The organism is Xylophilus sp. GOD-11R (assembly GCF_033546935.1).
Lineage (GTDB): Bacteria > Pseudomonadota > Gammaproteobacteria > Burkholderiales > Burkholderiaceae_C > Xylophilus.
The window spans coordinates 461433-485023 of record NZ_CP137854.1 but is presented as its reverse complement, the minus strand read 5'-3'; the positions used below and the strand labels follow the sequence as shown (position 1 = coordinate 485023).

21 protein-coding genes and 1 tRNA gene are annotated in these 23591 nt (G+C 69.0%); 5 read left to right on the top strand and 17 right to left on the bottom strand.

Annotated elements, in window-relative coordinates:
* Window positions 1-2 precede the first annotated feature (2 nt).
* Window positions 3-2366: a type II secretion system secretin GspD gene (gene gspD / locus R9X41_RS02210; RefSeq protein ID WP_318633272.1), complete on the top strand. Its 2364-nt coding sequence runs from the start codon at window positions 3-5 to the stop codon at window positions 2364-2366.
* Entirely contained in the window at window positions 2363-3727 is a 1365-nt protein-coding gene (locus tag R9X41_RS02205; protein WP_318633271.1) for a GspE/PulE family protein, read from the top strand. The genes gspD and R9X41_RS02205 overlap by 4 nt, the downstream gene beginning before the upstream one ends.
* 215 nt (window positions 3728-3942) lie before the next feature.
* Here R9X41_RS02205 and R9X41_RS02200 read toward each other — a convergent pair.
* The 5 genes from R9X41_RS02200 to R9X41_RS02180 all read right to left on the bottom strand — a co-directional run bounded on the left by R9X41_RS02200 (window position 3943) and on the right by R9X41_RS02180 (window position 8749).
* Window positions 3943-4019: transfer RNA gene (locus R9X41_RS02200), tRNA-Arg, on the bottom strand.
* Between the two features lie 95 nt (window positions 4020-4114).
* Window positions 4115-6361: a catalase/peroxidase HPI gene (gene katG, locus R9X41_RS02195; RefSeq protein ID WP_318633270.1), complete on the bottom strand. Its 2247-nt coding sequence runs from the start codon at window positions 6359-6361 to the stop codon at window positions 4115-4117.
* A 157-nt stretch (window positions 6362-6518) separates the two neighbouring features.
* A complete protein-coding gene (locus tag R9X41_RS02190) occupies window positions 6519-7118 on the bottom strand; it encodes a DUF2325 domain-containing protein (RefSeq protein WP_318633269.1) in 600 nt (199 codons plus the stop codon).
* Complete coding sequence (locus R9X41_RS02185) at window positions 7115-7939, bottom strand: class I SAM-dependent methyltransferase (RefSeq protein ID WP_318633268.1); 825 nt, start codon at window positions 7937-7939, stop codon at window positions 7115-7117. The genes R9X41_RS02190 and R9X41_RS02185 overlap by 4 nt, the downstream gene beginning before the upstream one ends.
* 117 nt (window positions 7940-8056) lie before the next feature.
* Complete coding sequence (locus R9X41_RS02180; RefSeq protein ID WP_318633267.1) at window positions 8057-8749, bottom strand: hypothetical protein; 693 nt, start codon at window positions 8747-8749, stop codon at window positions 8057-8059.
* Window positions 8750-8835: 86 nt separating this feature from the next.
* Here R9X41_RS02180 and R9X41_RS02175 point away from each other — a divergent pair, with 86 nt between their 5' ends.
* Window positions 8836-9969, top strand: a complete 1134-nt coding sequence (locus R9X41_RS02175) for an acyl-CoA dehydrogenase family protein (protein ID WP_318633266.1) — start codon at window positions 8836-8838, stop codon at window positions 9967-9969.
* A 2-nt stretch (window positions 9970-9971) separates the two neighbouring features.
* Here the strand turns inward: R9X41_RS02175 and R9X41_RS02170 are convergent, their stop codons facing one another.
* The 4 genes from R9X41_RS02170 to R9X41_RS02155 all read right to left on the bottom strand — a co-directional run bounded on the left by R9X41_RS02170 (window position 9972) and on the right by R9X41_RS02155 (window position 12513).
* Complete coding sequence (locus tag R9X41_RS02170) at window positions 9972-10361, bottom strand: VOC family protein (RefSeq protein WP_318633265.1); 390 nt, start codon at window positions 10359-10361, stop codon at window positions 9972-9974.
* Between the two features lie 73 nt (window positions 10362-10434).
* Window positions 10435-10929 carry a DUF6644 family protein gene (locus R9X41_RS02165; protein WP_318633264.1) on the bottom strand — a complete coding sequence of 165 codons (495 nt, stop codon included), beginning with the start codon at window positions 10927-10929 and terminating at the stop codon, window positions 10435-10437.
* Complete coding sequence (locus R9X41_RS02160) at window positions 10926-11306, bottom strand: DUF6152 family protein (protein WP_318633263.1); 381 nt, start codon at window positions 11304-11306, stop codon at window positions 10926-10928. Before R9X41_RS02160 ends, R9X41_RS02165 begins: the two co-directional genes overlap by 4 nt.
* Window positions 11307-11427: 121 nt before the next feature.
* Entirely contained in the window at window positions 11428-12513 is a 1086-nt protein-coding gene (locus R9X41_RS02155; RefSeq protein ID WP_318633262.1) for an alpha/beta hydrolase, read from the bottom strand.
* Between the two features lie 262 nt (window positions 12514-12775).
* On the opposite strand from R9X41_RS02155, the gene R9X41_RS02150 reads away from it, so the two are divergent.
* The gene (locus R9X41_RS02150) at window positions 12776-13093 is read left to right on the top strand and encodes a hypothetical protein (protein WP_318633261.1); all 318 of its coding nucleotides are present in this window, start codon (window positions 12776-12778) and stop codon (window positions 13091-13093) included.
* Window positions 13094-13100: 7 nt separating this feature from the next.
* Here the strand turns inward: R9X41_RS02150 and R9X41_RS02145 are convergent, their stop codons facing one another.
* Complete coding sequence (locus R9X41_RS02145; protein ID WP_318633260.1) at window positions 13101-13520, bottom strand: YbaN family protein; 420 nt, start codon at window positions 13518-13520, stop codon at window positions 13101-13103.
* A 76-nt stretch (window positions 13521-13596) separates the two neighbouring features.
* A complete protein-coding gene (locus tag R9X41_RS02140; protein ID WP_318633259.1) occupies window positions 13597-15849 on the bottom strand; it encodes a catecholate siderophore receptor Fiu in 2253 nt (750 codons plus the stop codon).
* Window positions 15850-16032: 183 nt separating this feature from the next.
* Here R9X41_RS02140 and R9X41_RS02135 point away from each other — a divergent pair, with 183 nt between their 5' ends.
* A complete protein-coding gene (locus R9X41_RS02135) occupies window positions 16033-16713 on the top strand; it encodes a Fe2+-dependent dioxygenase (protein WP_318633258.1) in 681 nt (226 codons plus the stop codon).
* 18 nt (window positions 16714-16731) lie between these two features.
* Here the strand turns inward: R9X41_RS02135 and R9X41_RS02130 are convergent, their stop codons facing one another.
* From R9X41_RS02130 to R9X41_RS02105, 6 genes are all read right to left on the bottom strand, one after another.
* On the bottom strand, window positions 16732-17802 hold the full coding sequence (locus tag R9X41_RS02130; protein WP_318633257.1) for an Ldh family oxidoreductase: 1071 nt from the start codon (window positions 17800-17802) through the stop codon (window positions 16732-16734).
* Between the two features lie 19 nt (window positions 17803-17821).
* Window positions 17822-18796: a Bug family tripartite tricarboxylate transporter substrate binding protein gene (locus tag R9X41_RS02125; RefSeq protein WP_318633256.1), complete on the bottom strand. Its 975-nt coding sequence runs from the start codon at window positions 18794-18796 to the stop codon at window positions 17822-17824.
* A gap of 31 nt (window positions 18797-18827) precedes the next feature.
* On the bottom strand, window positions 18828-19829 hold the full coding sequence (locus R9X41_RS02120; RefSeq protein WP_318633255.1) for a Bug family tripartite tricarboxylate transporter substrate binding protein: 1002 nt from the start codon (window positions 19827-19829) through the stop codon (window positions 18828-18830).
* Between the two features lie 45 nt (window positions 19830-19874).
* On the bottom strand, window positions 19875-20828 hold the full coding sequence (locus tag R9X41_RS02115) for a 2-hydroxyacid dehydrogenase (RefSeq protein ID WP_318633254.1): 954 nt from the start codon (window positions 20826-20828) through the stop codon (window positions 19875-19877).
* Window positions 20829-20887: 59 nt separating this feature from the next.
* Window positions 20888-22435 (bottom strand): UxaA family hydrolase, encoded by a 1548-nt coding sequence (locus R9X41_RS02110; protein ID WP_318633253.1) that lies wholly within the window; start codon window positions 22433-22435, stop codon window positions 20888-20890.
* Window positions 22436-22532: 97 nt separating this feature from the next.
* Complete coding sequence (locus R9X41_RS02105) at window positions 22533-23573, bottom strand: LacI family DNA-binding transcriptional regulator (RefSeq protein WP_318633252.1); 1041 nt, start codon at window positions 23571-23573, stop codon at window positions 22533-22535.
* Window positions 23574-23591: the final 18 nt, after the last annotated feature.

The following is a 23591-nucleotide window of genomic DNA, read 5'->3' as shown; positions in this document are numbered from 1 at the left end:
CCATGTCATTTCTTTCGTCTCCCGCGCTGCGTCCGGCACCTTTTGCCCGGCTGTCGGTGGTCGCCATGCTGGCCATCGTCCTGGGCGACGCCGGCGTCGCATTCGCGCAGACCGCGGTGGGCGCACTGCCCTCGGCCGTTGGTGCGCGCGAGCCGGTCACGCTCAATTTCACCAACGCCGAAATCGAGGCGGTGGCACGCACGCTGTCCACCATCACCGGACGCAACATGGTGGTCGACCCGCGGGTCAAGGGCACGATGTCGCTGATCACCGAGCGCCCGGTGCCGCCCAACATCGCGTTCGACCAGTTCCTGGCCGCCCTGCGCCTGCAGGGCTTCACCGTGGTCGAGTCCGCCGGCCTGTACAAGGTCGTGCCCGAGGCCGACGCCAAGCTGCAGGGCGGTTCGGTCACCGTGGGCAACGGCCCGCGCACGCAGGGCAACCAGATCGTCACCCAGATTTTCCGGCTGAACTTCGAGAACGCCGCCAACCTGGTGCCGGTGCTGCGGCCGCTGATCAGCCCCAACAACACCATCAACGTCAACCCGGGCAACAACTCGCTGGTCATCACCGACTACGCCGACAACCTGCAGCGCATGGCGCGGATCATCGCCTCGATGGACGTGTCCAACGCCACCGACGTCGAGGTGATCCCGATCCGCTACGCCAACGCGGTCGACGTGGTTCCGCTGGTTTCCCGGCTGATCGAAGGCACCGGCACGGCCACACCCACCGCCGGCGCCCCGGCCGCGGGTGGCGCCACGGCGGGCCAGTCCGACACCGGGTTCCGCACCACCCTCATCGCCGAGCCCCGCAGCAACTCGCTGATCGTGCGCAGCGCCAACCCGGCGCGCCTGGCGCTGGTGCGATCGCTGGTCGCCCGGCTCGACCAACCCACCGCCCTGGGCCCGAACGGCGACGCCGGCAACATCTACGTCGTCTACCTGAAGAACGCCGAAGCGACCCGCATCGCCGTCGCCCTGCGCGCGGCGCTGGCCTCGCTCACCTCGGGCACCGGCCAGGGCGGCACCGGCGGCGCCTCGCAGGCCACATCCACGCCCACCTCCGGCACCACCGCCCTGCCGACCGCCCTCACCAACCTGAGCGGCGCCAGCGGCGCCAACAGCAGCACCGGTGGTTTGGGCAGCACCGCCTCAGGCAACTTCGCCAACAGCGCCATGCCCTCGACCGGCGGCAGCATCCAGGCCGATCCGGCGACCAACTCGCTCATCATCACCGCCACCGAGCCGCAATACCGCCAGCTGCGCGCCGTCATCGACAAGCTCGACGGCCGCCGCGCGCAGGTGCTGGTGGAGAGCCTGATCGTCGAGGTCAACGCCAACAAGGTCGCCGACTTCGGCATCCAGTGGCAGGGCGTGCTGGGCAACTCCGGCAGCACGATCGGCGTGCTCGGCACCAATTCGAGCGTCAACGGCACCAACATCATTTCGGCCGCAGTGGCTGCGGCCAGCGGCACGACCGGGCTGGCGACGGCGGCGGCCGGACTGGGTGCCGGCTTCAACGCGGCGCTGATCCCGCGCATCAATGGCAAGTACTACCTCGGCGCGCTGGCCAACTTCCTGCAGAGCACGGGAGACGCCAACATCCTGTCGACCCCGAACCTGCTCACACTCGACAACGAGGAAGCCAAGATCGTGATCGGGCAGAACGTTCCGTTCATCACCGGCTCCACCATCCTCACCTCGGGCGCCACCACCAGCCCCTACACCTCGGTGGAACGGCGCGACGTCGGCCTGACCCTGCGCGTCAAGCCGCAGATCAACTCGAACGGCACCGTGAAGATGGCGATCTTCCAGGAAGTGTCGAACGTCGTCGCCGGCACCTCCACCAACACCAACGGCCCCACCACCAACAAGCGCTCGATCGAATCCAACGTGCTGGTCGACGACGGCAGCATCGTGGTGCTCGGCGGCCTGCTGCAGGACGACTACCAGATGCAGCAGGACAAGGTGCCCGGCCTCGGCGACATCCCGCTGTTCGGCGCCCTGTTCCGCAGCGAGAACCGCACCCGCAACAAGAGCAACCTGATGGTGTTCCTGCGCCCGGTCGTGGTGCGCGACGCCACCGACAGCGACAGCCTCACGCAGGACCGCTACGACGCGATCCGCACGCTGCAGCAGAACACCCAGCCCACCGAGAGCGCGGTGATGAACGGCGTCAATTCGGCGCCCATCCTGCCCACCTTCCCACAGCCGGTGCGCCGCAACGAGGAGGGCACCGGCTTCCAGGGCACCACCCTCGTCCCGGCGCCGATGCCGCCGACCGTCACCGCGCCTGCCGGTCCGCCGCGCCGTGGCGTGCTGCCGCCGACGGCCGACCCGCTCAGCCGCCAGGAAGCCCAGTGACCCGCTATCCGCTGCCCTACGGTTTCGCCCGCGCCCATCAGCTGCTGCTCGAAGACACCGACGGCACGCTGACGCTCTGGCATGGCCCGGCGCCCGACACCGCTGCCTGCGGCGAGGTGTTGCGGCGCCACGCGGTACGCCTGATGCAGCGCATCGACGCTCCTGCGCTGGCCCAGCGCATCAGCGCCGCCTATGCGCAGGGCGAGTCGAGCGCGGCCACCGTGGTCAGCGAAGTCGAAAGCGACGCCGACCTCTCGCGCATGATGCAGGACCTGCCGGCCATCGAGGACTTGCTGGAAACCGCCGACGACGCGCCCATCATCCGCATGCTCAACGCGCTGCTGACCCAGGCCGCGCGCGACGGCGCCAGCGACATCCACATCGAGCCCTACGAGCGCCATTCCAGCGTGCGCTTCCGTGTCGACGGCGCCCTGCGAGAAGTGGTGCAGCCCAACCGCGCGCTGCACGCTGCCCTGATCTCGCGCCTGAAGATCATGGCCGACCTCGACATCTCTGAAAAACGCCTGCCGCAGGATGGTCGCATCTCGCTTCGCATCGGCACCCGCGCGGTCGACGTGCGGGTGTCCACCCTGCCCTCGGCCTACGGCGAACGCGCCGTGCTGCGCCTGCTCGACAAGAGCGAAAGCAAGATCAGCCTGGAATCCGTCGGCATGCAGGGCGAGGTGCTGGAGCGCTTCCAGAAGCTCATCGGCCAGCCGCACGGCATCGTGCTCGTCACCGGCCCCACCGGTTCGGGCAAGACGACCACGCTCTACGCGTCGCTCGCTCGCCTGGATGCCACGCAGAACAACATCATGACGGTCGAAGACCCGATCGAATACGAGCTGCCCGGCGTCGGCCAGACCCAGGTCAACAACAAGATCGACCTCGACTTCGCGCGCGCCCTGCGCGCCATCCTGCGGCAGGACCCGGACATCGTCATGATCGGCGAAATCCGCGATTTCGAGACCGCGCAGATCGCCATCCAGGCATCGCTCACCGGCCACCTGGTGCTGGCCACGCTGCACACCAACGACGCCGCCAGCGCCATCACCCGGCTGATCGACATGGGCGTCGAGCCCTTCCTCTTGTCGAGCTCCCTGCTCGGCGTGCTGGCTCAGCGGCTGGTGCGCCGACTCGACCCGACCGACGCCAGCGGCTATCGCGGCCGCACCGGCGTCTTCGAACTGCTGGTGGTCGATGACGCCATCCGCGAGCAGATCCACGGTCAGGCTGCCGAAGCGAAGATCCGCGCCACCGCGCTGGCGGCGGGTATGTCGCTGATGCGGCAGGACGGGGAGCGGCTCGTGGCACTGGGCATCACGTCGCCGGAAGAAGTGCTGCGCGTCACGCGCGATTGATCATCGACGGCGCGCTTCGCTGCCACCACCGGCGGAAGTGGCAGCCGACGTCGAGTCTTGAGCCAGGCCCTCAGGCATGTCCCGATGATGACGCGAGCCTGGAAAGAGAAAGGCCCGGCAGATGGATGAGATCTACCGGGCCTGAAGTGAGCGTAAGGTGTTGCGCCACAAAGGAAAATGCCCCCGCATCTTTCGACACGGAGGCATACCTTTTTTGGTGCGGCTGGCAGGAATCGAACCCACGACCCCTTGGTTCGTAGCCAAGTACTCTATCCAGCTGAGCTACAGCCGCCAAGCCTCGAATTATGCACCATTTTTTGGGGCCTGGCAAAAGCGGGCGAAGTTTTTGTCAAAAAAACCTGCCCGACGATGCCGGCAGCGCAAGATTCACGCAACGTCGAATCGATCCAGATTCATCACCTTGGTCCAGGCCGCGACGAAGTCGGCGACGAACTTCGGACCGGCGTCTGCCGCTGCATAGACTTCGGCGACCGCACGCAGCACCGCATTCGAGCCGAAGACGAGGTCAGCCCGGCTGGCGGTCCACTTCACGGCGCCGGACTGGCGGTCGCGGCCTTCGTAGTCGTAGCGCGAGGTAGCCTTCCACTCGGTATCCATGCCGAGCAGGTTCACGAAAAAGTCGTTGCTCAACTGGCCCGGCTTGTCGGTGAAAACGCCCTGCTTCGATCCGCCGACGTTGGCGCCCAGTACCCGCAGGCCGCCGACCAGCACGGTCAGCTCCGGCGCGGTCAGCGTGAGCAGCTGCGCCTTGTCGACCAGCAGCACCTCGGCCGGCACGCTGAACTTGCCCTTGGTGAAGTTGCGGAAACCATCGGCCGCCGGCTCCAGCGGCGCGAAGGACGCGACATCGGTCTGCTCCTGCGACGCATCGGTTCGGCCCGGCGTGAAGGGCACGACGACCGGGCTGCCCGCATCGCTCGCGGCCTTTTCCACGCCGACATTGCCGGCCAGCACGATCAGGTCGGCGAGCGACACTTTCTTGCCGCCGCTCTGCGCCGCGTTGAACGCCTGCTGCACGCCCTCCAGCGCGCCGAGCACCTTGGCGAGCTGCGTCGGCTGGTTGACGGCCCAGTCCTTCTGCGGCGCGAGCCGGATGCGCGCGCCATTGGCGCCACCGCGCATGTCCGAACCCCGGAAGGTGGAGGCCGAAGCCCAGGCGGTGGACACCAGTTCGGCCACGCTCAGCCCGGTCGCTGCGATGCTTTTCTTCAGGCCTTCGATGTCCTGCGCATCGACCAGGGCGTGGTCGACGGCCGGCACCGGGTCTTGCCAGATCAGCACTTCGGCCGGCACTTCCGGGCCGAGGTAGCGGGCGCGCGGGCCCATGTCGCGGTGGGTGAGCTTGAACCAGGCGCGGGCGAAGGCGTCGGCGAGCTGGTCGGGGTTTTCCAGGAAGCGGCGCGAGATCTTCTCGTAGGCCGGGTCCACGCGCAGCGCCAGGTCGCTGGTCAGCATGGTCGGCTTGAGCTTCTTCGACGGATCGTGGGCATGGGGAATGATGTCGGCCGCGCCCTTGGCGACCCACTGGTGCGCACCGGCGGGACTCTTGGTCAGCTCCCATTCGTGGCCGAACAGGATCTCGAAGTAGTCGTTGCTCCACTGCGTGGGCTTGGTGGTCCAGGTGACTTCGAGGCCGCTGGTGATGGTGTCGGCGCCCTTGCCGCTGCCGTAGGCGTTCTTCCAGCCCAGGCCCTGCTGCTCCATCTCGGCGCCTTCGGGCTCGGCCGCCACGTTGTCGGCCGGGCCGGCGCCATGGGTTTTGCCGAAGGTGTGGCCGCCGGCGATCAGTGCCACGGTTTCCTCGTCGTCCATGGCCATGCGGCCGAAGGTGTCGCGAATGTCACGGGCCGAGGCGAGCGGGTCGGGATTGCCGTCCGGGCCTTCCGGGTTGACGTAGATCAGGCCCATCTGCACGGCGGCCAGCGGATTCTCGAGGTCACGGCTGTGCGGCACTTCGCTGTCGTCGTCCTTGACCAGCACGCCATGGCTCTCGTCGACACCCGGCGAGCCCTGGCTGTAGCGCACGTCGCCGCCGAGCCATTTGTCTTCACGGCCCCAGTAGACGTCCTGATCGGGTTCCCAGGTGTCGACCCGGCCGCCGGCGAAACCGAAGGTCTTGAAGCCCATGGTTTCCAGCGCGACGTTGCCGGTGAGGATCAGCAAGTCGGCCCACGAGATCTTGCGACCGTACTTCTGTTTGATCGGCCACAGCAGCCGACGCGCCTTGTCCAGGCTGACGTTGTCGGGCCAGCTGTTGAGCGGCGCGAAACGTTGCTGGCCGCGTCCGGCGCCGCCCCGGCCGTCACCGATGCGGTAGGTGCCGGCACTGTGCCAGGCCATGCGGATGAACAGCGGGCCGTAGTGGCCGAAGTCGGCCGGCCACCAGTCCTGCGAATCGGTCATGAGCGTGGCGAGATCGGCCTTGAGGGCGGCCAGGTCCAGGCTCTTGAATTCGGCGGCGTAGTCGAAGTCCTGGCCCATCGGGTCGGACTTGGCGGAGTGCTGGTGCAGCAGGTCGATGCGCAGCGCCTTGGGCCACCAGTCCTGGTTGCTGGTGCCTTGGCTCGTGGCCTGGCTGAACGGGCACTTGGCTTCTTTCTTGTCGACTTCCATGGGAGTTCTCCTTCGTGGGGGCTTCTGAATTCGAATTGGGCAAGGAGCCAAATTCTGGCGGAGAACGCCGGCCAGCCGGATTGGCGGATTCAATACCGGCGATAGGGACGCTGGCATCGCGGCCCCCTCGAAAGAGAGTTGCGTCGCAGCGCCGGGCTCAGTCTGCCCGGCTGTCGACGCTCATCGCCTGGTGAATACGCACGATGCGCACGGCGTCCGGCTGCTCGACCACCACGCAGGCCTTGCCGGTGCGCCGGCAGTGGTCCTGCACCCGCCAATAGGCGCCGTGGCTCAGGCAGCCGGTCTGGCAGATGACCAGGTCGGCCGCGACCAGGCTGGCCTCGAGTTGGCCGATATCGTCGACAGGATCGACGGCATCCACGGGCATCTCGAGCTCGACCACGGCAGGCGCCGCCGCAATCGCGGCCGCACCGGGCCGCTGCGCGCGCAGGCGTTCGCGCAGCAACTCCTGCACGCGCTGCACCAGCCCGTCGACACGCGACGCCAGCGCGGCACGGCGCGGCAGGCCCGGAATGGACGCTTCGAGCGCTGCCCGGTCCTCGCGCTCCCAGGCCAGCGCGGTTTCGCGCACCACCAGGGAGGCACGTTCGCGCATCAGACGCACGCGCAGCCGATCGATTTCGGCGGCCTGCTGGCCGATGAGTTCGCTGCAACGGGCCTGCGCGGCCGCATGCTGGCGCAGCAACGCGCCGTGTTCGTGCAGCAGTTCGGCCGACGCCATCGCGTCGAGCCTCATGCCCGGGCCTCGTCTTGCGTGCCGAGCACGTACACCGCATAGATGGGCACGCCCCAGACCGCCTGGAAAGCAGGGCCGGCGAAGGCATAAGGAAAGCCGTAGCCGTCCATCACCGAGCGAACCGACAGCAGCGCCAGCCGATCGCTGGAACGCGTCAGCTCGGCCAGGTTGCGCGGCCCCCAGCGAAATTCCGCCGCCGTCAGCCGCACCGACGGATGCAGCCGGGCGCGCCCCTCGGCGAGCCAGCAGAGGGCGTCGAACGCCAGTACCGAACCGGCCGGCGCGCGCTCGCCGAAGCTGCGCAGCACCGCCTGCACCTGCTCCGGCTCGAAGTACATCGACACGCCTTCCCACAGTAGAAATAGGGGCTCGGCGTCGGGCGAGGCCGGCAGGTCCAGCGCGTCCCACCAGTCATCGGCGGTGAGGTCGAGGGTCGAGAAACGGTGGCGATCGCCTGCGGGCGCCAGCCACTGGCGGCGTAGCGCGAGCACCTCGGGCAGATCGGCGTCGGTCATGCGCGCCCGGCCGTTGTCGAGCCACTGGAAATAGTGCGAAAGACCGCAGCCGAGGTTGACCACGTGCCCCGCCGGATGCGCCTGCAGGAACCGGAGCGCCTGCTCGCGGAACACCCGGGTGCGGGCCAGCACGCCGAAGACGCTGGCCCGGTCCTTCAGCCACTGCCGACCGTCGTCGCCCATGGCGGCCAGCAGATCGGCCGCGTAGGCGTCGCCCACCGCGACATGGGGAAACAGGGCATCGCCGAAGGCACGGGCCGCCAGGGGAATGCGCAGGGTCGAGGGCACGGCAGATAGTTCAACCATGGCAAGGCCTGTCTCCAGATGTGAGGGGCTTGCGGCTGCAAGACCGAAATCATTCTAGATGAGAACTTCTCTCATCTTCGATTCGCCACTGTTTCACGCGGGCATTCGCCGCCTCGCTCAACCCGGATGCTGGAGCAGGGTGCGCGCGGCCTCCACGCGTAGTGCCAGCGGCGCGCTTTCGTCGTTCAAGACGCGTCGCAGAAAGCTGCGCGCATCGACTTCGCCCGTCCCCGGCGCGGCCGGCGGTGCGGCGCTGGCGGGCGGCATGGCCACCGCCGGCGCGGCAGGCGACAGCGCCCGGCAGGCGCGGTCGAAATCGCCCGGCTTCATCGGCTGCAACCCACGCAGCAGGCTGGCCTGTCCTTCGTCGCCGGGCGGTACGTCGAGCCAGGGCGTATCGGCGAAGACCGGTGCGAGGTCGGGCGCGACGAAGGCCGACCAGTTGCCATCCATGCCTCGCGGCGCGGGCACCGGCGGCGCGTGTTCTGCGCCGTGCGGCCACAGCCGCAGATGCCTGTCTTCGAGGTCCGGGACGAAGCGCCGGCAAAGGCCCTGCAGGAACGCCCGTGCGGTCTCGGCCGGCACCGACGCGGCCACCGAGAACCACAGCTGCATGCCATCGGTGCCCGACACCGCGATGGCCGGCGCCGGCAGGCCGAGCGTGGCCTGCACCTCCTGCCAGACACGCGACAGCACGCTCCAGCCGGGCGGCGACAGCACCTCCAGCACGATGGCCCGCACGCGGTCCGGTGCGTCGGCGGGACCGTGCGGTGCATAGAGGCGACGGAATTCGGTCTGCAGGGCGTTCATGGGCGACCGGCCGGGTCGGTGTTGCGGGAGGCGCGACTCTAGCGCAGCGCCCCGATCGCCCGGTCTGCGCTGTCTATAGTCGGCCGATGCGCCATGCCTTCCACCTCGCCGAGCCCGCTTCCGTCCAGGCCCGCGACCTCGCACGACTGCGCCGCCACGCCGCCCCGGCCGAGGCCGCCGGCGGCCTCACCCCGGCGCAGCAGGCGGTGCTGCATCGCCGCGGCTGGCTGCGCCTGCTCGCGCCGCGCGAAGCCGGTGGCGCCGAATGCCCCTTGCCGGCCATGGTGCGGCTGGAAGAAGCCGTAGCCGCCACCGACGGCAGTTGCGGCTGGGTGCTCACGCTCTGCGCGGGCGCGGGCTGGTTCGCCGGCTTCCTGCCGCCGGCCCTGGCGCGCACGGTCACCACCACCCGCCGTGTCTGCATCGCTGGCAGCGGCGCACCCACCGGCCATGCCGACCGCGAAGGCGCGGCCTGGCGCATCACGGGCCGGTGGCAGCACGCCAGCGGCGCGCCCATGGCCAGCCATTACACGCTGGTCGCGGTGCTGCGCGAGCATGGCGAGGTTCTGCTCGACGACGACGGCGCGCCACGCACCAGCGCCTTCATCCTGCCGGCGAACCAGGTCGATCTGGAACCCGGCTGGTTCGCGATCGGCATGCGCGCCAGCGGCTCGTGGGCCTACGCCGTGGACTCGGCGCTGGTGCCGGACAGCCACCGTTTCTCCATAGCCCCCGCCGCCGCCACCGCGAGGGGACCGCTCTACCGCTTCGACTTCCTGTCACTGGCCTGGGTCACGCTGGCCGCCAACCTCGCGGGCATGGCACGGCATTTCGTGGAACTGGCCGATCCGCTGGTGCGCCAGCGCCGACCGATGCGCGCCGCCGTCGCCCTGGGCGACGACCCGGCGATCCAGCGTCGACTCGACCTCGCGACATGTGGCCTGGGCGATACCTGGCAGCGCATGACCGGCGAACTCGACGTCGCGTGGACCGCAGTCGTCACCGGCCGCACGCTGGCCGCCGATCGGCGCGGTGCCTTGCGCGACAGCGCCGTCGCCCTGGTGCGATCGGCACGCGACGCGGTCGACAGCCTGTACCCCTGCTGCGGTCTGGAGGCAGCCGACACGCGCGCCGAGATCAATCGGGTCTGGCGCGACTTCCACACCGCGTCGCAACATGCCTTGCTGGTGCCGGGCAGCCCGCCGCCGGTCGAAGGCTGAACTCAGGCCGGCTTCTGCATCAGCTCGGAGATCTCGATCAGGTTCAGGTCCGGATCGCGCAGGTACACCGAGCGGATCGGCGAGGTCGCGCCGGTGCGCATCACCGGGCCTTCCACGATGGGAATGCCCTTGGCCGCGAGTTGTGCCATGACCTCGTCGAGCGGCAGGCTGGCGATGAAACACAGGTCGAGCGCCCCGGGCACCGGCGTGTGCGCCTTGGGCTCGAACTCGCGGCCCTTCACATGCAGGTTGATCTTCTGCTGGCCGAAGCGAAAGGCCTTCCGGCCGGCGCCGAAGGATTCGAGGCGCATGCCCAGGCCGTCGACGTAGAAGCGCACGCAGGCGGCCTCGTCGACGGTGGTCAGGACGAGATGGTCCAGGTGATCGATCATGGAAAAGATGCTCCTTGGTGGCGGTATGCGGATGCCGCGCTGCGCACTGTAGGCGCTCGGCAGGGTTGCGGCGCTACAGAAAGCCGATCCAGCGCCCGGCCACGACCACGCCGGTCCACAGCAGCAGCGAAGCCGCGGCCCGCAGGCGCACCGCCGCCGGCAGCACCGCGCCCGCCTCCAGCCGCGACCAGTGCGCGCTGCGGTGCTGCCAGGCGACATTGACGATCGCCAGCGACAGCAAACCCATCTTGACCACGAAGGCGGCGTTGCCCAGGTACTCCTGCGGCCGGACCGAGAACAGCCACAGGCCGGTCGTCACCGCCAGGGCCAGGCCGGCACCGGCGACGCGCGGCACCGATCGCGCCAGCCACGGAAGGTCGGCACCCACGCGGGCACGCAGCAGGCGCCCGTCGAGCAGCGCAATGGAGCCGAACAGCAGGCCGAGCCCCAGGATGTGCGCGGCATTGACCAGCAGGTAGGCCGTGCCCGAACGCTGCAGCCAGAGCGATCCGGGCCATGACTGCAGCGCCGTCAGCACAGGCGCCAGCCAGGGCGCGGCATCGTTCAATCCTTGATCCGCTCGGGGTACATGTCGAAGTTCTTGCCGCCGAGCGTGAGCCGTACTGCCTTCATGTGCAGCGACTTGTCGAGCGCCCGGTTGCCGAGGACCGTGACCGCGTCGCCCACCTTGGCCGTGCCGCCGGCGAAGCCCGAGCGCTCGGTCTGCGACGGGTTGCCCAGGTCGACCTGCCAGGAGCCGCCGTCCTGCGCCTTGACCTTGAGCGTGGGATGCGGGGGCGACATCGAGATCGACTCGATGGTGCCGCGCAATGTCATCTGTTCACCTTCGGCCCAGGACCAGCCGTGATGCGCCGAAACAGCGGTCGCGCCGGCACAAACTGCCACGCCGAGGGCGCAGCCTGAAAGAAAGACGGATCTCCGCATGGTCGCTCCTTGGAGTCGGCAAGTCGCTTCGGTCCACCGGTCGGGCCGGCGGCGAGGGTCGTACCGTACCGCGCGATGCGGGCCTTGCGGAGATTCCCCTTATGACGCGCTCAAGTAGCGCTTACATGCCGGTACCGAAGGCGGCCTTGAGGCGGTTGGCGGCGAAGGCCTGCGCGTCGCGGCCCTTCTGCACCACCGCGCCGGTACCGAAGAACTCGTGTGTCGCACCGTCGAACACCTTGCGCTCCACCGGCACGCCGGCCTTGCGCAGCGCGGCCTCGAGCATCGCGCCGTCATCGAGCAGCGGGTCGATCTGGGCGTTGACGATGGTCACCGGCGGCAGTCCCGCCAGGTTGGCGTCGACCAGTTGCAGGCGCGGATCCTTCAGGTCGGCCGGCGAGTTCGTCAGGTTCTCGACGAACCACTTCACCATCGGGCGGTTGAGCGGCTTGGCATCGGCGTAGGTGTTGTAGGAAGGCGTATCGGTGCTGGTCTGCGCCACCGGGTACACCGACAGGATGTGCACCGGCTTGATCAGGCCGGCGTCGCGCGCTGCCACGGCGGTGGCGACCGCCAGGTTGCCACCCGCACTCTCGCCGGCCAGGGCCAGGGTCGCAGGATCGCCCTTGTATTGGGCGGCGTTGGCGGCCGTCCACTTGTACGCGGCCAGCGCGTCGTCCCACTGTGCCGGGAACTTGGCTTCCGGCGCACGCCGGTAGTCCACCGACACCACCACCGCGTTGGCACCCTTGGCCAGCGCACGGGCGCCACCGTCGTAGACCGTCTTGTCGGCGATCACCCAGCCGCCGCCGTGGTAGTAGACGATGGTGGGGAACGGGCCGCGTCCGGCGGGTGTGTAGACCCGCGCCGGAATCGGGCCGGTCGCGCCGGCGATCGAGATGTCCTGGCTCTTGACGCCTGGCACCAGCACCTGCGGCTTGGTCGACTGGCTGGTGGTCTTGAGCACCTTGTTCACGCCGTCGGCCACGCTGGCCTGCTTGCGGGCCTCCACGGCCGACAGGGTCTCGATCGGCTTGGGTTTGAGGCTGGCCTGGGCGTCGAGCACCATCTGCATGTCGGCGTCGGGCTTGGCCGGCGCGGTCTGCGCCTGGGCCAGGCCCATGCCGAGCGTGCTGGCCAGCGCCGCGAAAGCCACGGCGGTGATGCCGTGATGGTGGAAGCCGCGGCGGGTGGTAGCGATTGCCATGAATGAGTCCTTTGGATGACGTTGTTGGATGAACGCCATGGGACGCGATTGCTTTCGTTGCCAAAGAAGGAAGGACCGACGAGCCGGCGTCGGCTGCGTGCCTGCGGGCTTGTGGTCATCTACGGCCGCCCGCTCGCGGGAAATTGGCGCACCCACTGCGTCCGCGCCGGCTGACATGGGCCGAAGGATCCTGGTCTAGCGTGAAGACAGGTCGGTGCGATGCGTTCGCACCGCAATCCGATCGACGTACTGGAGAGAACCGATGGAACTGTTGAATTGCCTCAAGCGCTGGAAAGCCGCCGACGACGCCCGCGAAAGCCTGCCCGGTGAGCACGCCATGGTGGCCGCGGCCGGCGGCGCGTTGATCGCCGCGGCGTTCTTCGCGCCCAGCGGATGCCGAGCCTCGCTGCGTGCCGGGCTCGGCGGTGCTTTGCTCGTGCGTGCGCTCAGCGGTCGCGACGGTATCGCCCGCCTGCTGCCGCCGATCGGCGCACCTTCGGGCAACGCCACGCAGCCCGCCGACCCCTGGCCATTCCCGAAGAGTCCGGCCGCGAACGCCGCCGAGCCCGAAGGCATCTGAACAGCGCTCAGCGTCGCGGCTCGGGCCTTCGCCACAGCCAGGCGAGCACCAACGCCATGCAGATGATGGACAGGGTCGCAGCCCAGCGGCGATGCACCGTGTAGCCGACCACCACGCCGCACAACGCCATGGTGGCGGTGGCGCTCCACTTGGCGCGCCGGCTCACCGTGCCGCCGTTCTGCCAGTTGAGGAGCATCGGGCCGAACACGCGATTGCGCATCAACCAGGCATGCAGCCTGGGCGAGCTGCGCGCCGCCGCCCAGGCGGCCATCAGGATGAAGACCGTGGTCGGCATGCCGGGCACGACCGCACCGATCAATCCCAGGACGAGGCAGAGCACGGCGAACGCGTGCAGCGCCCAGCGCGCGGGCCGGGGCAGCGGGCGCGGCGCAGGGGTGGACGGTTCGATGGACTCTTCGGCTTTCATGGGCCGGCATCTTCGCCCGAATGACGAACACGCGCCAAGGCACCGCCGGTTTTCGGTGCCCGGGCCGTGGTCGTCATCAGAAAGTGAAGTTCACCGTGACGCGGGCGGAACGGTCGAGGCCCGGCGTGTAGCGGTAGCCCGACTTGTTGATCGCCGCTACGTAGTTCTTGTCGAACAGGTTGAAGACGTTGAGCTGCACGTCCACGTTGCGGCTGACCTTGTAACTCGCCAGCGCGTCGATCACCCAGTAGTCGTTGACGAACGCCGGCGTGCCCACCGCGCCGTCGGTGCCGCGATGGAGCTTGCCGGCGTAGCGTGCGCCGCCGCCGACGGTCAGGCCGAAGGGCAGGCGGTAGGTGGTCCACATGGTGAAGGCGCTCTTGGGCGTGTAGGCCAGCACGTCCGTGCCATCGGCGGTCTTGGTGGTACCGCTGCGGATGGAGGTGTCCATCACGGTGTAGCCGGCGCTCAGCGCCCAGTTCGGCGTGATGTTGCCCACGGCGCTCAGCTCGACGCCCTGCACCCGCTTCTTGCCGGTCTGGATGTAGTTGGCCGGGTTGGTGGGATCGACCTCGATGTCGTTGCTGACGTCGGTCCGATACAGCGCGGCGGCCAGGCCGAGGCGGTTGTCGAGCAGGTCCCACTTGGTGCCGACCTCGTAGGTCCTGGCCTTCTGCGGATCGAACTTCGGATTGGCCGCGTTGTTGGCCGCTGCGCTCAGCTGGTTGTTGGCGCCGCCCGGCGGTTGCGCGGCGGTGGCCACCAGCGCATACACGCTGCCGTTGGATGCCGGCTTGTAGACCACGCCGAGCTTGCCGCTCCAGATGGTGTCGGAGACGCCCTGCGACGAGGGCACCAGCACGTTGTTGGTGAGCGTGGTGGCGTCGAAGTGGGTGTTGTAGCGGTCGACCCGCACGCCGCCGGTGATCTGCCACTGGTCGTTGATGCGGGCGGTGTCGAACAGGTAGAGGCCCAGCGTCTCGGTCGAGCCCTCGGAGCGGGCGCCACTGAGGTTGCGGTTGAAGCCGGTGACGTTCGGGTTGGGGTTGTACAGGTTGGCCGCCGGAAACGCACCCGCGCCGCCAGTGTTGATGGCGTAGTAGCCCAGGTTGTCCTGCTCCTCGCGCATCAGCTCCACGCCACCGCTGAGGTCGTGCTTCATGCCGCCGGCTTCCAGCCGGGCACTCAGGTTGGTCTGGTTGACGATGATCTTGTTGGTCTGGTTGACGTTGGTCGGCAGCCCGCGGGTGAAGCTCCAGCCGGCCGGGTCGGCCGCGCTCGGCGTGCTCAGGGTGGTGGCCGAGAGCATGTAGGAGGTCAGCTGGTAGTTGTTGTGCGTGCGGCCGATGCGGGTGATGTTGCGCAACTTCAGGTCGGCGGAGATGTCGTGCTCGACGCGAGCGGTGAACATGTCGACGTCCACGTTCTGGAAATCGGAGCTCGTCCCGTAGAAATTGCTCGAATCGACTCGCGCGGCGTTGGTAAGGAAGCCGCGCGTGGCGTCGGGCGTGCGGTAACCGGGCAATCCAATGGTGGGCACGCCGCCGTCGGGCGTGTTGTCCTGGTCCACGTGCAGGTAGCTCAGGATCACCCGCGTCGGCGTGTTCAGGCCGAAGGCAATGCTCGGCGCCAGGCCGATGCGCTTGCTCTTGACGTAGTCGCGGCCCGCCACGCCGGAGTCGTCGGCCAGCAGGTTGAGCCGGAAGGCACTGGTGTCCGACAGCGCACGGTTCCAGTCTATGGTGGCGCGCTTGAAGTCGGCGCTGCCGGCGCCGACGCTGCCGCTGAAGGCGTTTTCAAGCGAGGGCGTCTTGCTCACCAGGTTGATCGCACCGCTCGGCGCGGTGCGGCCGATGTCGGTGCTCGCCGGGCCCTTGATCACCTCCACCTGCTGGATGTTGAACATGTCGCGCGAGACCGCGCCGAGGTCGCGAACACCGTCCACGAAGATGCTGCCGGAGGTGTCGAAACCGCGCATGTAGACCGCATCGCCGGTGCTGGTGGAGCCGTTCTCGCCGAGGTAATAGGTGCTGGCGCCGGGCGTGTTGCGCAGCGCTTCGGTCAGTGTCGTGGCGCCCTGTTGCCGCATGATTTCTGACTTGATGATCGACACCGTCTGCGGTGTGTCGACCAGCGGCTGGGTGAACTTGGGCGACGACAGCGCGTCGGCTTTGTAGTCGCTCGGCGTGTTGCCGTGGACCTCCACCTCCTTCAGCACGGCCTGTGCGAAGGCCGGTTGTCCGACCGAGAAAAGCGTGGCGGCTGCGGCACTCGCCAGGTACGGCAAAGCGAGGTGATTCTGGTGCTTGCGGCTTTTGATGTGAGCCATGTTGGTGGTTCCCCTGAGTAGAAAAGGAGCACGCACGACATGGCTTTCCCCTCCCGGGGAACCGGCTTCTGGCAAGGAGGCCCGCTGGTTTTGGCTAGTTATAAGTGCGGCTACCAAATGATACTTGTTATCATTCTTTTTTGCAGGTGGCTTCCAAAGCGCCTCTTTCGCGACTGAAATGACATGCTTCTTCACGTTCCCCAGGTCCTGACCGCCGCTCAGGTCGCCGAATTTCGCCAGCAGCTCGCCGAGGCCGACTGGACCGACGGCCGGGCCACCGTCGGTGCCCAGGGCGCGGCCGTCAAGCGCAACCGGCAGCTGCCGGCCAGCAGCGCGGTGAGCCAGCGGCTGGCCGCCCTGGTGCTGACCGCGCTCGCCCGGCACGAACTCTACTTTTCAGCCGCGCTGCCCTTGCGCACGGTCGCGCCGCTGTTCAACCGCTACGAGGGCGGCGAACACTACGGCCTGCATGTGGACGGCGCGGTGCGCTCCGGCGGCGAGGGCCAGCCGGCGATCCGCACCGACCTGTCGGCCACCCTGTTCCTGAGCGAGCCCGACGAATACGACGGCGGCAACCTGGTGGTGGTCGACACCTACGGCAGCCACGAGGTGAAGCTGCCGGCGGGCGACCTGGTGCTCTATCCGGCCTCCAGCCTGCATGGCGTCGAGCCGGTGACGCGCGGCGCGCGAATCGGCTCGTTCTTCTGGATCCAGAGCCTGGTGCGCGACGACGCCCGGCGCGGCCAGCTGTTCGAGCTGGATCAGACCATCCAGCGGCTGCGCGCGAAGCTGGGCGAGACCGACGAGAGCCTGTCGCTCACCAACCACTACCACAACCTCCTGCGGATGTGGGCCGAGACCTGAGCCGGTGAGTCGCGTCTCCTAGAGCGGCGCCGGAAACGTCAAACCATGGCGTTCCAGCCAGGGCGCCAGTCCCTGCAGGATGGACGCGTCGAGCACCACGCCTGACTCGAGCGCCTGGCGGCGCGACACCATGGCCCGGTCGCCGGGCACGCGCACCCGGTCCACACCCGGGCGCGGCGGCGTGTTGCGGCAGACTTCGGCCAGGTGGGTGGTCTGGCGGGCGAATGCATCCTGGCCGCCGAAGGCCGACGGGTCGATCACCTGGATGAACAGCGAGACGCTGGTGCCGGTGGGCGCGTCGGCACGGCCGAAGCCCGACAGGCCCTGTGTGAGCGCCTCGACCAGCAGCGCCAGGCTGTAGCCCTTGTGGCCGTGGTCGAGCCCGCCGACGGGCAGCAGGCTGCCGCCGTGCTTGACCACCACGGCCGGGTCGGTGGAGGTGTTGCCGTCCTTGTCGAGCACCCAGGGCGCGGGGAACTGCTGGCCGTCGCGGGCGAGCTGGCGGGCGCGGTTGAGCGTGGTGATCGAGGCGCTGATGTCCAGCAGGATCGGGTCGCCCTCGGTCGGGATGCCGGCGGCGATCGGGTTGGGCGTGAAGGCGGCCTTGACGCCACCGAAGGGCGCCACGCCCGCCACCGACGGCGTGGAGCTGGCCATGAGCACCATCATCCCGCGCGAGGTGGCTTTCTCCATATAGGCGGCAAGTGCGCCGACGTGGCCGCATTCGCGGATGACGACGGTCACCGTGCCGTAGGTCGCGGCCCGCTCCACCGCCAGGTCGGTGGCCTTGGAGGCCAGCCAGGCGCCGGGCAGGCGGTGACCGTTCCAGGTGAGGCAGGCGCCACGATCGACCAGCACTTCGGGCTCGCCCTGCAGCCGCATCGCGCCGGAGGCAGCGGCATCGAGGTACCAGGGCACCAGCGCCAGGCCGTGGGTGGCATGGCCGATCAGGTCGGCCTCCACCAGCACGTCGGTCACCGAGGCGGCGGCTTCGTCGGCCAGGCCCGCCTTGCCGAACAGGGTGCGGATCGTTTGCCGGACCTGCGCCAGGTCGAATCGTTGCGCGGTGGATGTCGTCGTCTCTGTCATGTGCCGTTTTCTCGGGTGGTTACTCGGGCTTGATGCCTGCTGCGTCGATCACGCCTTTCCAGCGCCGTGTCTCGTTCGCGAGCAGGGTGGTGAATTCCGCCGGGCTGCTGGCGACGACCTGATAGCCGGCCTTCTCCAGGTACGCGGTGGTGGTCGGATCCTGCAGGGCGCCGACCAGGGCCGAGCGTAACTTGCCGAGCGCCTCGGCGGAGGTGCCGCGCGGCGCGCCGATGCCCTGCCACGAATACACCTCCAGGTCGGGCACACCGGCCTCGGCCATGGTCGGCACCTCGGGCAGTTCGGGCAAGCGCTTGGCCGACGTTACCGCCAGCGCCTTGAGCTTGCCCGAGCGGATCTGCTGCACCAGCAGGCCAGCGTTGGTGATGAGCACCTCGGCATGGCCGGCCATGGTGTCGGAGATGGCCGCGCCGCCGCCCTTGTAGGCCACGTGCACGCCGCTGGTGCCGGTCTTCTGCCAGAACAGCACCGAGGTGAGGTGGTCGGTGGAGCCGATGCCCGAAGACGCGAAGCCCAGCTTGTCCGGGTTCTTCTTGAGATGGGCGATCAGCTCGGCCACGTTGTTCACCGGCAGCGAGGGCGTTACCGTGAGGATGTTGGGCGTGCGCACCGCCACAGTCAGCGGCTCGAAGTCCTTCTGCGGATCGAAGTTGGGCAGCTTGAGCATGGTGGGCGTGATGGCCCAGGTGCCGACCGAGCCGATCAGGATGGTGTAGCCGTCGGCTGCGGCCCGGGCGGCCCATTGCGCGCCGACCGTGCCGTTGGCGCCGGGCTTGTTCTCCAGCACCACCGGCTGGCCGAGCAGTTTGGTCATGGGCGGGGCGAGTGCGCGCATCACGGTGTCCGACGATCCGCCGGGCGTGAACGGGACCACCACCGTCACCGGCTTGGCGGGAAAGGGGTCGGCCGCCAGGGCCGGGCCAAAGCGCAGCGCCGCCAGGGCGACGGTCGCGGCGATGCGGAAGTGCTTCTTCATGGCATGGTTCTCCGATGGGGGCTTGCGGTGATCAGGCACGGACCGGCTGGACGACCTTGCCCCACTTGGCGATCTCGGCCTTGAGGTGGGTTTCCAGTTCCTCGGACGTGCCGGTGCGCGCCAGCAGGCCCCAGCCGGCCAGCTTCTCGCGGCCTTCCGGCGAGCCGACCGCCTTGTTGATCGCCGTGTTGAGCCGCTGGATGACGGCGGCCGGTGTCCGTGCCGGTGCGAATACGCCACCCCAGCTCACCACTTCGTAGCCGGGCACGCCGGCTTCGGCCACCGTGGGCACGTCCGGCAGGGTCGGCAGGCGCTGGGCGGTAGTGACCGCCAGCGCGCGCAGGCTGCCCGACTTGACGTGCGGCATCACCGCCGCGAGCGGATCGATCATCAGCGTGAGCCGGCCCGAGAGCAGGTCGGGATGCGCCTGGGTGCTGCCCTTGTAGGGCACTTCCACCGGACCCTGCAGCGAGGCCTGCTGCATCAGCAGGCTCATCGCCAGCTGCTGCGGACTGCCCTGCCCGGTCGTGCCGTAGCTCGCGGCCGGGCCGTTCTTGCGCAGGTAGTCGAGCAGCTCGGGCAGGGTCTTCACCGGCAACGAGGCGGCGACCACCACCACCAGCGGCGTGACGTGGGTGAAGGCCACCGGCGCGAAGTCGCCCACGGTGTCGAAGGGCAGCTTGGCGATGCTCACCGCGTTGATCGCCATGTTGGAGGCGGCCTGCAGCAGCGTGTAGCCGTCGGCCGGCGCCTTGGCCACGAAATCGGTGCCCACCACGTGCGAGGCGCCGGGCTTGTTGTCGACCACGATCGACTGGCCGAAGTCGGCGTAGACCATGTCGGCCCACATGCGCCCGACCATGTCGCTCGGGCCGCCGGGCGTAATCGGCACCACTAGCCGGATCGGCTTGGCCGGCCACGGCTGGGCGAAGGAAAGCGAGGGCAACGCGGCACCGGCGGCGATGGCGCCGGCACGCAGGACGGCGCGGCGATCCGGCCGTGCCGGGACGCACCGGAAGGGGCGATGGTTCATGGGTTTGTCTCCGTCTCGTGGTTCGAACTGGCGCAGGAAAAGGGATCAGGTCCAGAGCGGGTCGAGCGGTGCGCCGCCGTCCAGCACCGCGGCCACGTTGTCGAGGGCGCGCAAGCCCATCTCGTCGCGCGTCTCGACGGTGGCCGTGCCCATGTGAGGTGTCATGAAGACGTTGGGCAGCGCAGTGAGCCGCAGGTCGATGACCGGCTCGTTGCGGAAGGTGTCCAGGCCGGCCGCCGCCAGCCGGCCGCTCTGGAGCGCGGCGATCAGCGCGTCTTCGTCCACGAGGCTGCCGCGTGCCGCATTGACCAGCACCGCGCCCGGCGGCAGCAGCGCCAGCCGGCGCTCGTCCATCAGCGGCTGCGCGCCGCCGGGCGCATGCAGGCTGAGGAATTGGCAGTGCGGCAGCATCTTGTCGAGATCGGCATGGAACACCGCGCCCGCCAGCGCCGGGTCGTCGACCGGCTGGAGGTCGTGGTAGTGGACCGGCATGTCGAAGCCGCTCGCCCGCCGCGCCATCGCCCGGCCGATGCGGCCCATGCCCACGATGCCCAAGGCCTTGCCGCTCACGCGGATACCCAGCAATTCGTCGAAACCCAGCTTGCGCCGCCAGCCCGCGCGTGCCAGGACCTCGTACTCGTGGGCGCGCCGCGCCGCGCAGAGCAGCAGCATGAAGGCCAGGTCCGCGGTGCAGGCCGTCACCGCCTGCGGCACGTAGGCCGCGGCGATGCCGCGTTCCTTCAGCGCCGCCACGTCGAGGTGATCGAAGCCCACGCTGGTGGTCGCCACGATGCGCACCGAATCCGGCAGCGCCGTCACCGCCGCGCGGTCCAGCCGCAGGTTGGTGCCCAGCACCAGCGCCCGCGCGCCGTGCGCGGTGATGGCGGCGACGGCCTCGTCGGCGCTCAGCACGTGGTCGGCGACCCAGGCATCGAAAGCGGCGCGGGCGTGCGCTTCCACCGCCCGCGGCATGGGACGGGCTATGACGATCTTGTGCATGTGATGTGGTTGGGAGAACGGTAAAACCAGGGAACGGGAAGCAGGTCTATGCCTGCCTTTCAACCCATGATTCCTATTTGCCAGGGAACGAATTCGTTGTCGCCCAGGCCCAGCAGCTCGCTCTTCGACGCCTCGCCCGAGGCCACCGCCAGCAGGTGCAGAAAGATGCGCTCGCCCATCTGCTCCATGGTCGCCGTGCCGTCGAGGATCTCGCCACAGTTGATGTCCATGTCCTCCTCCAGGCGCTCGAACATCGGCGTGTTGGTCGCCAGCTTCACCGAGGGCACCGGCTTGGCGCCGAACATCGAGCCGCGCCCGGTGGTGAAGGCGATGAGGTTGGCGCCGCCAGCGATCTGGCCGGTGGCCGAGGTCGGGTCGTAGCCCGGTGTGTCCATGAAGACCAGGCCCGGCGTGCGCACCGGCTCGGCATAGCGGTACACGTCCATCAGCGGCCCGGTGCCGCCCTTCATCGAGGAGCCGAGCGACTTCTCGAAGATGTTGGCCAGCCCGCCCTTGTGGTTGCCCGGGCTCACCGCGCCGTTGATCTGCACGTCGCGGCCTACCGCGTATTCCTCTTTCCACCAGCGGATGCGGTCGACCAGTTTCTGGCCGACTTCCGGGCTCACCGCGCGGCTGGTCAGCGTGTGTTCCACGCCGTAGATCTCGGGCGTCTCTGACAGGATGGCGGTGCCGCCGTGGCGCACCAGGATGTCCATGGCGTGGCCGAGCGCCGGGTTGGCGGTGATCGACGAGAAGCCGTCCGAGCCACCGCACTGCAGCCCTACCTTGAGATGCGACGCCGGCACCGCCTGGCGCCGCACCGCGTTGGCCTCGGGCAGCAGCTCGCGCACCGCGTCCACGCAGGCGGCGATGGTCTTGCGGGTGCCGCCGACCTCCTGCATGACGAAGGTACGCAGGCGCGGCCCCAGCGCCAGCTGCTCGGCCTCGGCCAGCGCGCCGATCTGGTTGCGCTCGCAGCCCAGTCCGACGATGAGCACCGCCGCGAAGTTGGGATGCCGCGCATAGCCAGCGAGCGTGCGGCGCAGCAGGTCCATCGGCTCGCCGGTCATCTCCATGCCGCAGCCGATGCCGTGGGCGAAGGCGACCACGCCGTCGACGTTGGGAAACTCCGCCATGCGCTCGGGCGTGAACCATTGCGCCGCGTGACGGATGACGGTGGCCGAGCAGTTCACCGTGGACAGCAGCGCGATGTAGTTGCGCGTGGCCACCTCGCCGTTGGCGCGCACGATGCCCTGGAAGGTGGCGCGGCGGTCGGCGGGCACCATCTCCACCGGCCGGTAGTCGCGCGAGAAGGCGTAGTCGCGATCAAACTCGCGGAAATCGACGTTATGCGAATGGACCATGGTGCCGACCGCGATGTCGGTGGCGGCGAAGCCGATGGTCACGTTGTACTTGCGGATGGCGTCGCCGGCACGGATGTCGGCGCTGGCGATCTTGTAGCCGGCCGGCACCTGGCTGCGCGAGCGGTAGCGGCCACCGTCCAGCGGCTCGCCCAGGGCGACCTCGCGGCGGGCGACGACCACGTTGTCCTGCGAATGCAGCCGGATGACCGCACCCACCACTTGTTTCTCGGCCACGATCTGCATGCGTCGTTCCATCGAAGTTTGATGGCACGGATGTTAACCTTAACCTAACCTGCGATCGCCGGGGTTTACCCGCGCCGTGCGGGCCGCGTGCGGCGGCTCAGGCGCTCTCGCGCTCGACGATGGAAAAGCCGGTGTCGCTTACTTTCGGGCCGCTCTCGTCGCCTGACAGGCGGCGCAGCAGTCCCTCGGCCGCGAGGCGGCCCATCGCGGCGCTTTCGATGCGCACCGTGGTCAGCGTGGGATAGGTGCTGGCGGCGGCGTCGACGTCGCCGAAGCCGATCACCGCGAGGTCCTGCGGAATGCGCAGGCCGCGCGACAGCACCCCCGCCAGCACGCCCTGGGCGAGTGCGTCGGAGCTGCAGGCGATGGCGTCGAGGCGGTGGCCGGCGTCGAGCAGCCGCGCCAGGCCTTCCCGGCCGGCACGCAGGGTGGAAGGCGCCGCACTGATCGCCTCGATGGCCGGCGGCGCGCCCGCCTCTGCCAGGGTGCGCTGCAGGTGGCGCAGCCGCATGCCGGCACGCGCGTCGTCGGCCCAGACCGCGCCGATGCGGCGGTGCCCTTTGGCCAGGAGGTGCCCGGCGATGGCCCGACCGCAGTCGGCGTGCGAAAAGCCCACCACCATGTCGAGCGGCGTGGGCGTGAGGTCCCAGCATTCGACGACCGGGATCTTCGCGGCCAGCAGGCGGCGCCGGGTTTCCTGCGAACGCTCGATGCCGGTGAGGTAGAGCGCGTCCGGGCGCCGCGCGAGGATCGCCGAGAGCAGGCTGTCTTCCTGCGAATGCGGATAGCCCGACAGGCCGAACAGCACCTGGTAGCCGGCGGCCGCCATCACGTCGCAGAAGGCCTGGATGGTCTTGGCGAACATGGTGTTGGCCATCTCCGGCACGATCGCCGCGATGAGCCGGGTGCGCTGCGACGACAGCGCGCCGGCCAGCATATTGGGCACGAAGCCGGTGCGCTCGATGGCCTCGCGCACCCGCGCCACGGTGGCCGGCGCCACCTTGTCGGGCGTGTTGAGCACCCGCGAGACGGTCATGGCCGAAACGCCCGCCATGGCGGCCACGTCGAGTGTGGTGATGGCCGCCGCCCGGTTGTGCGGACGCTTGCGGGTCTTGGGTGGGGGATCGCTGGACTGCATGGTGCTATGTTAAGGCTA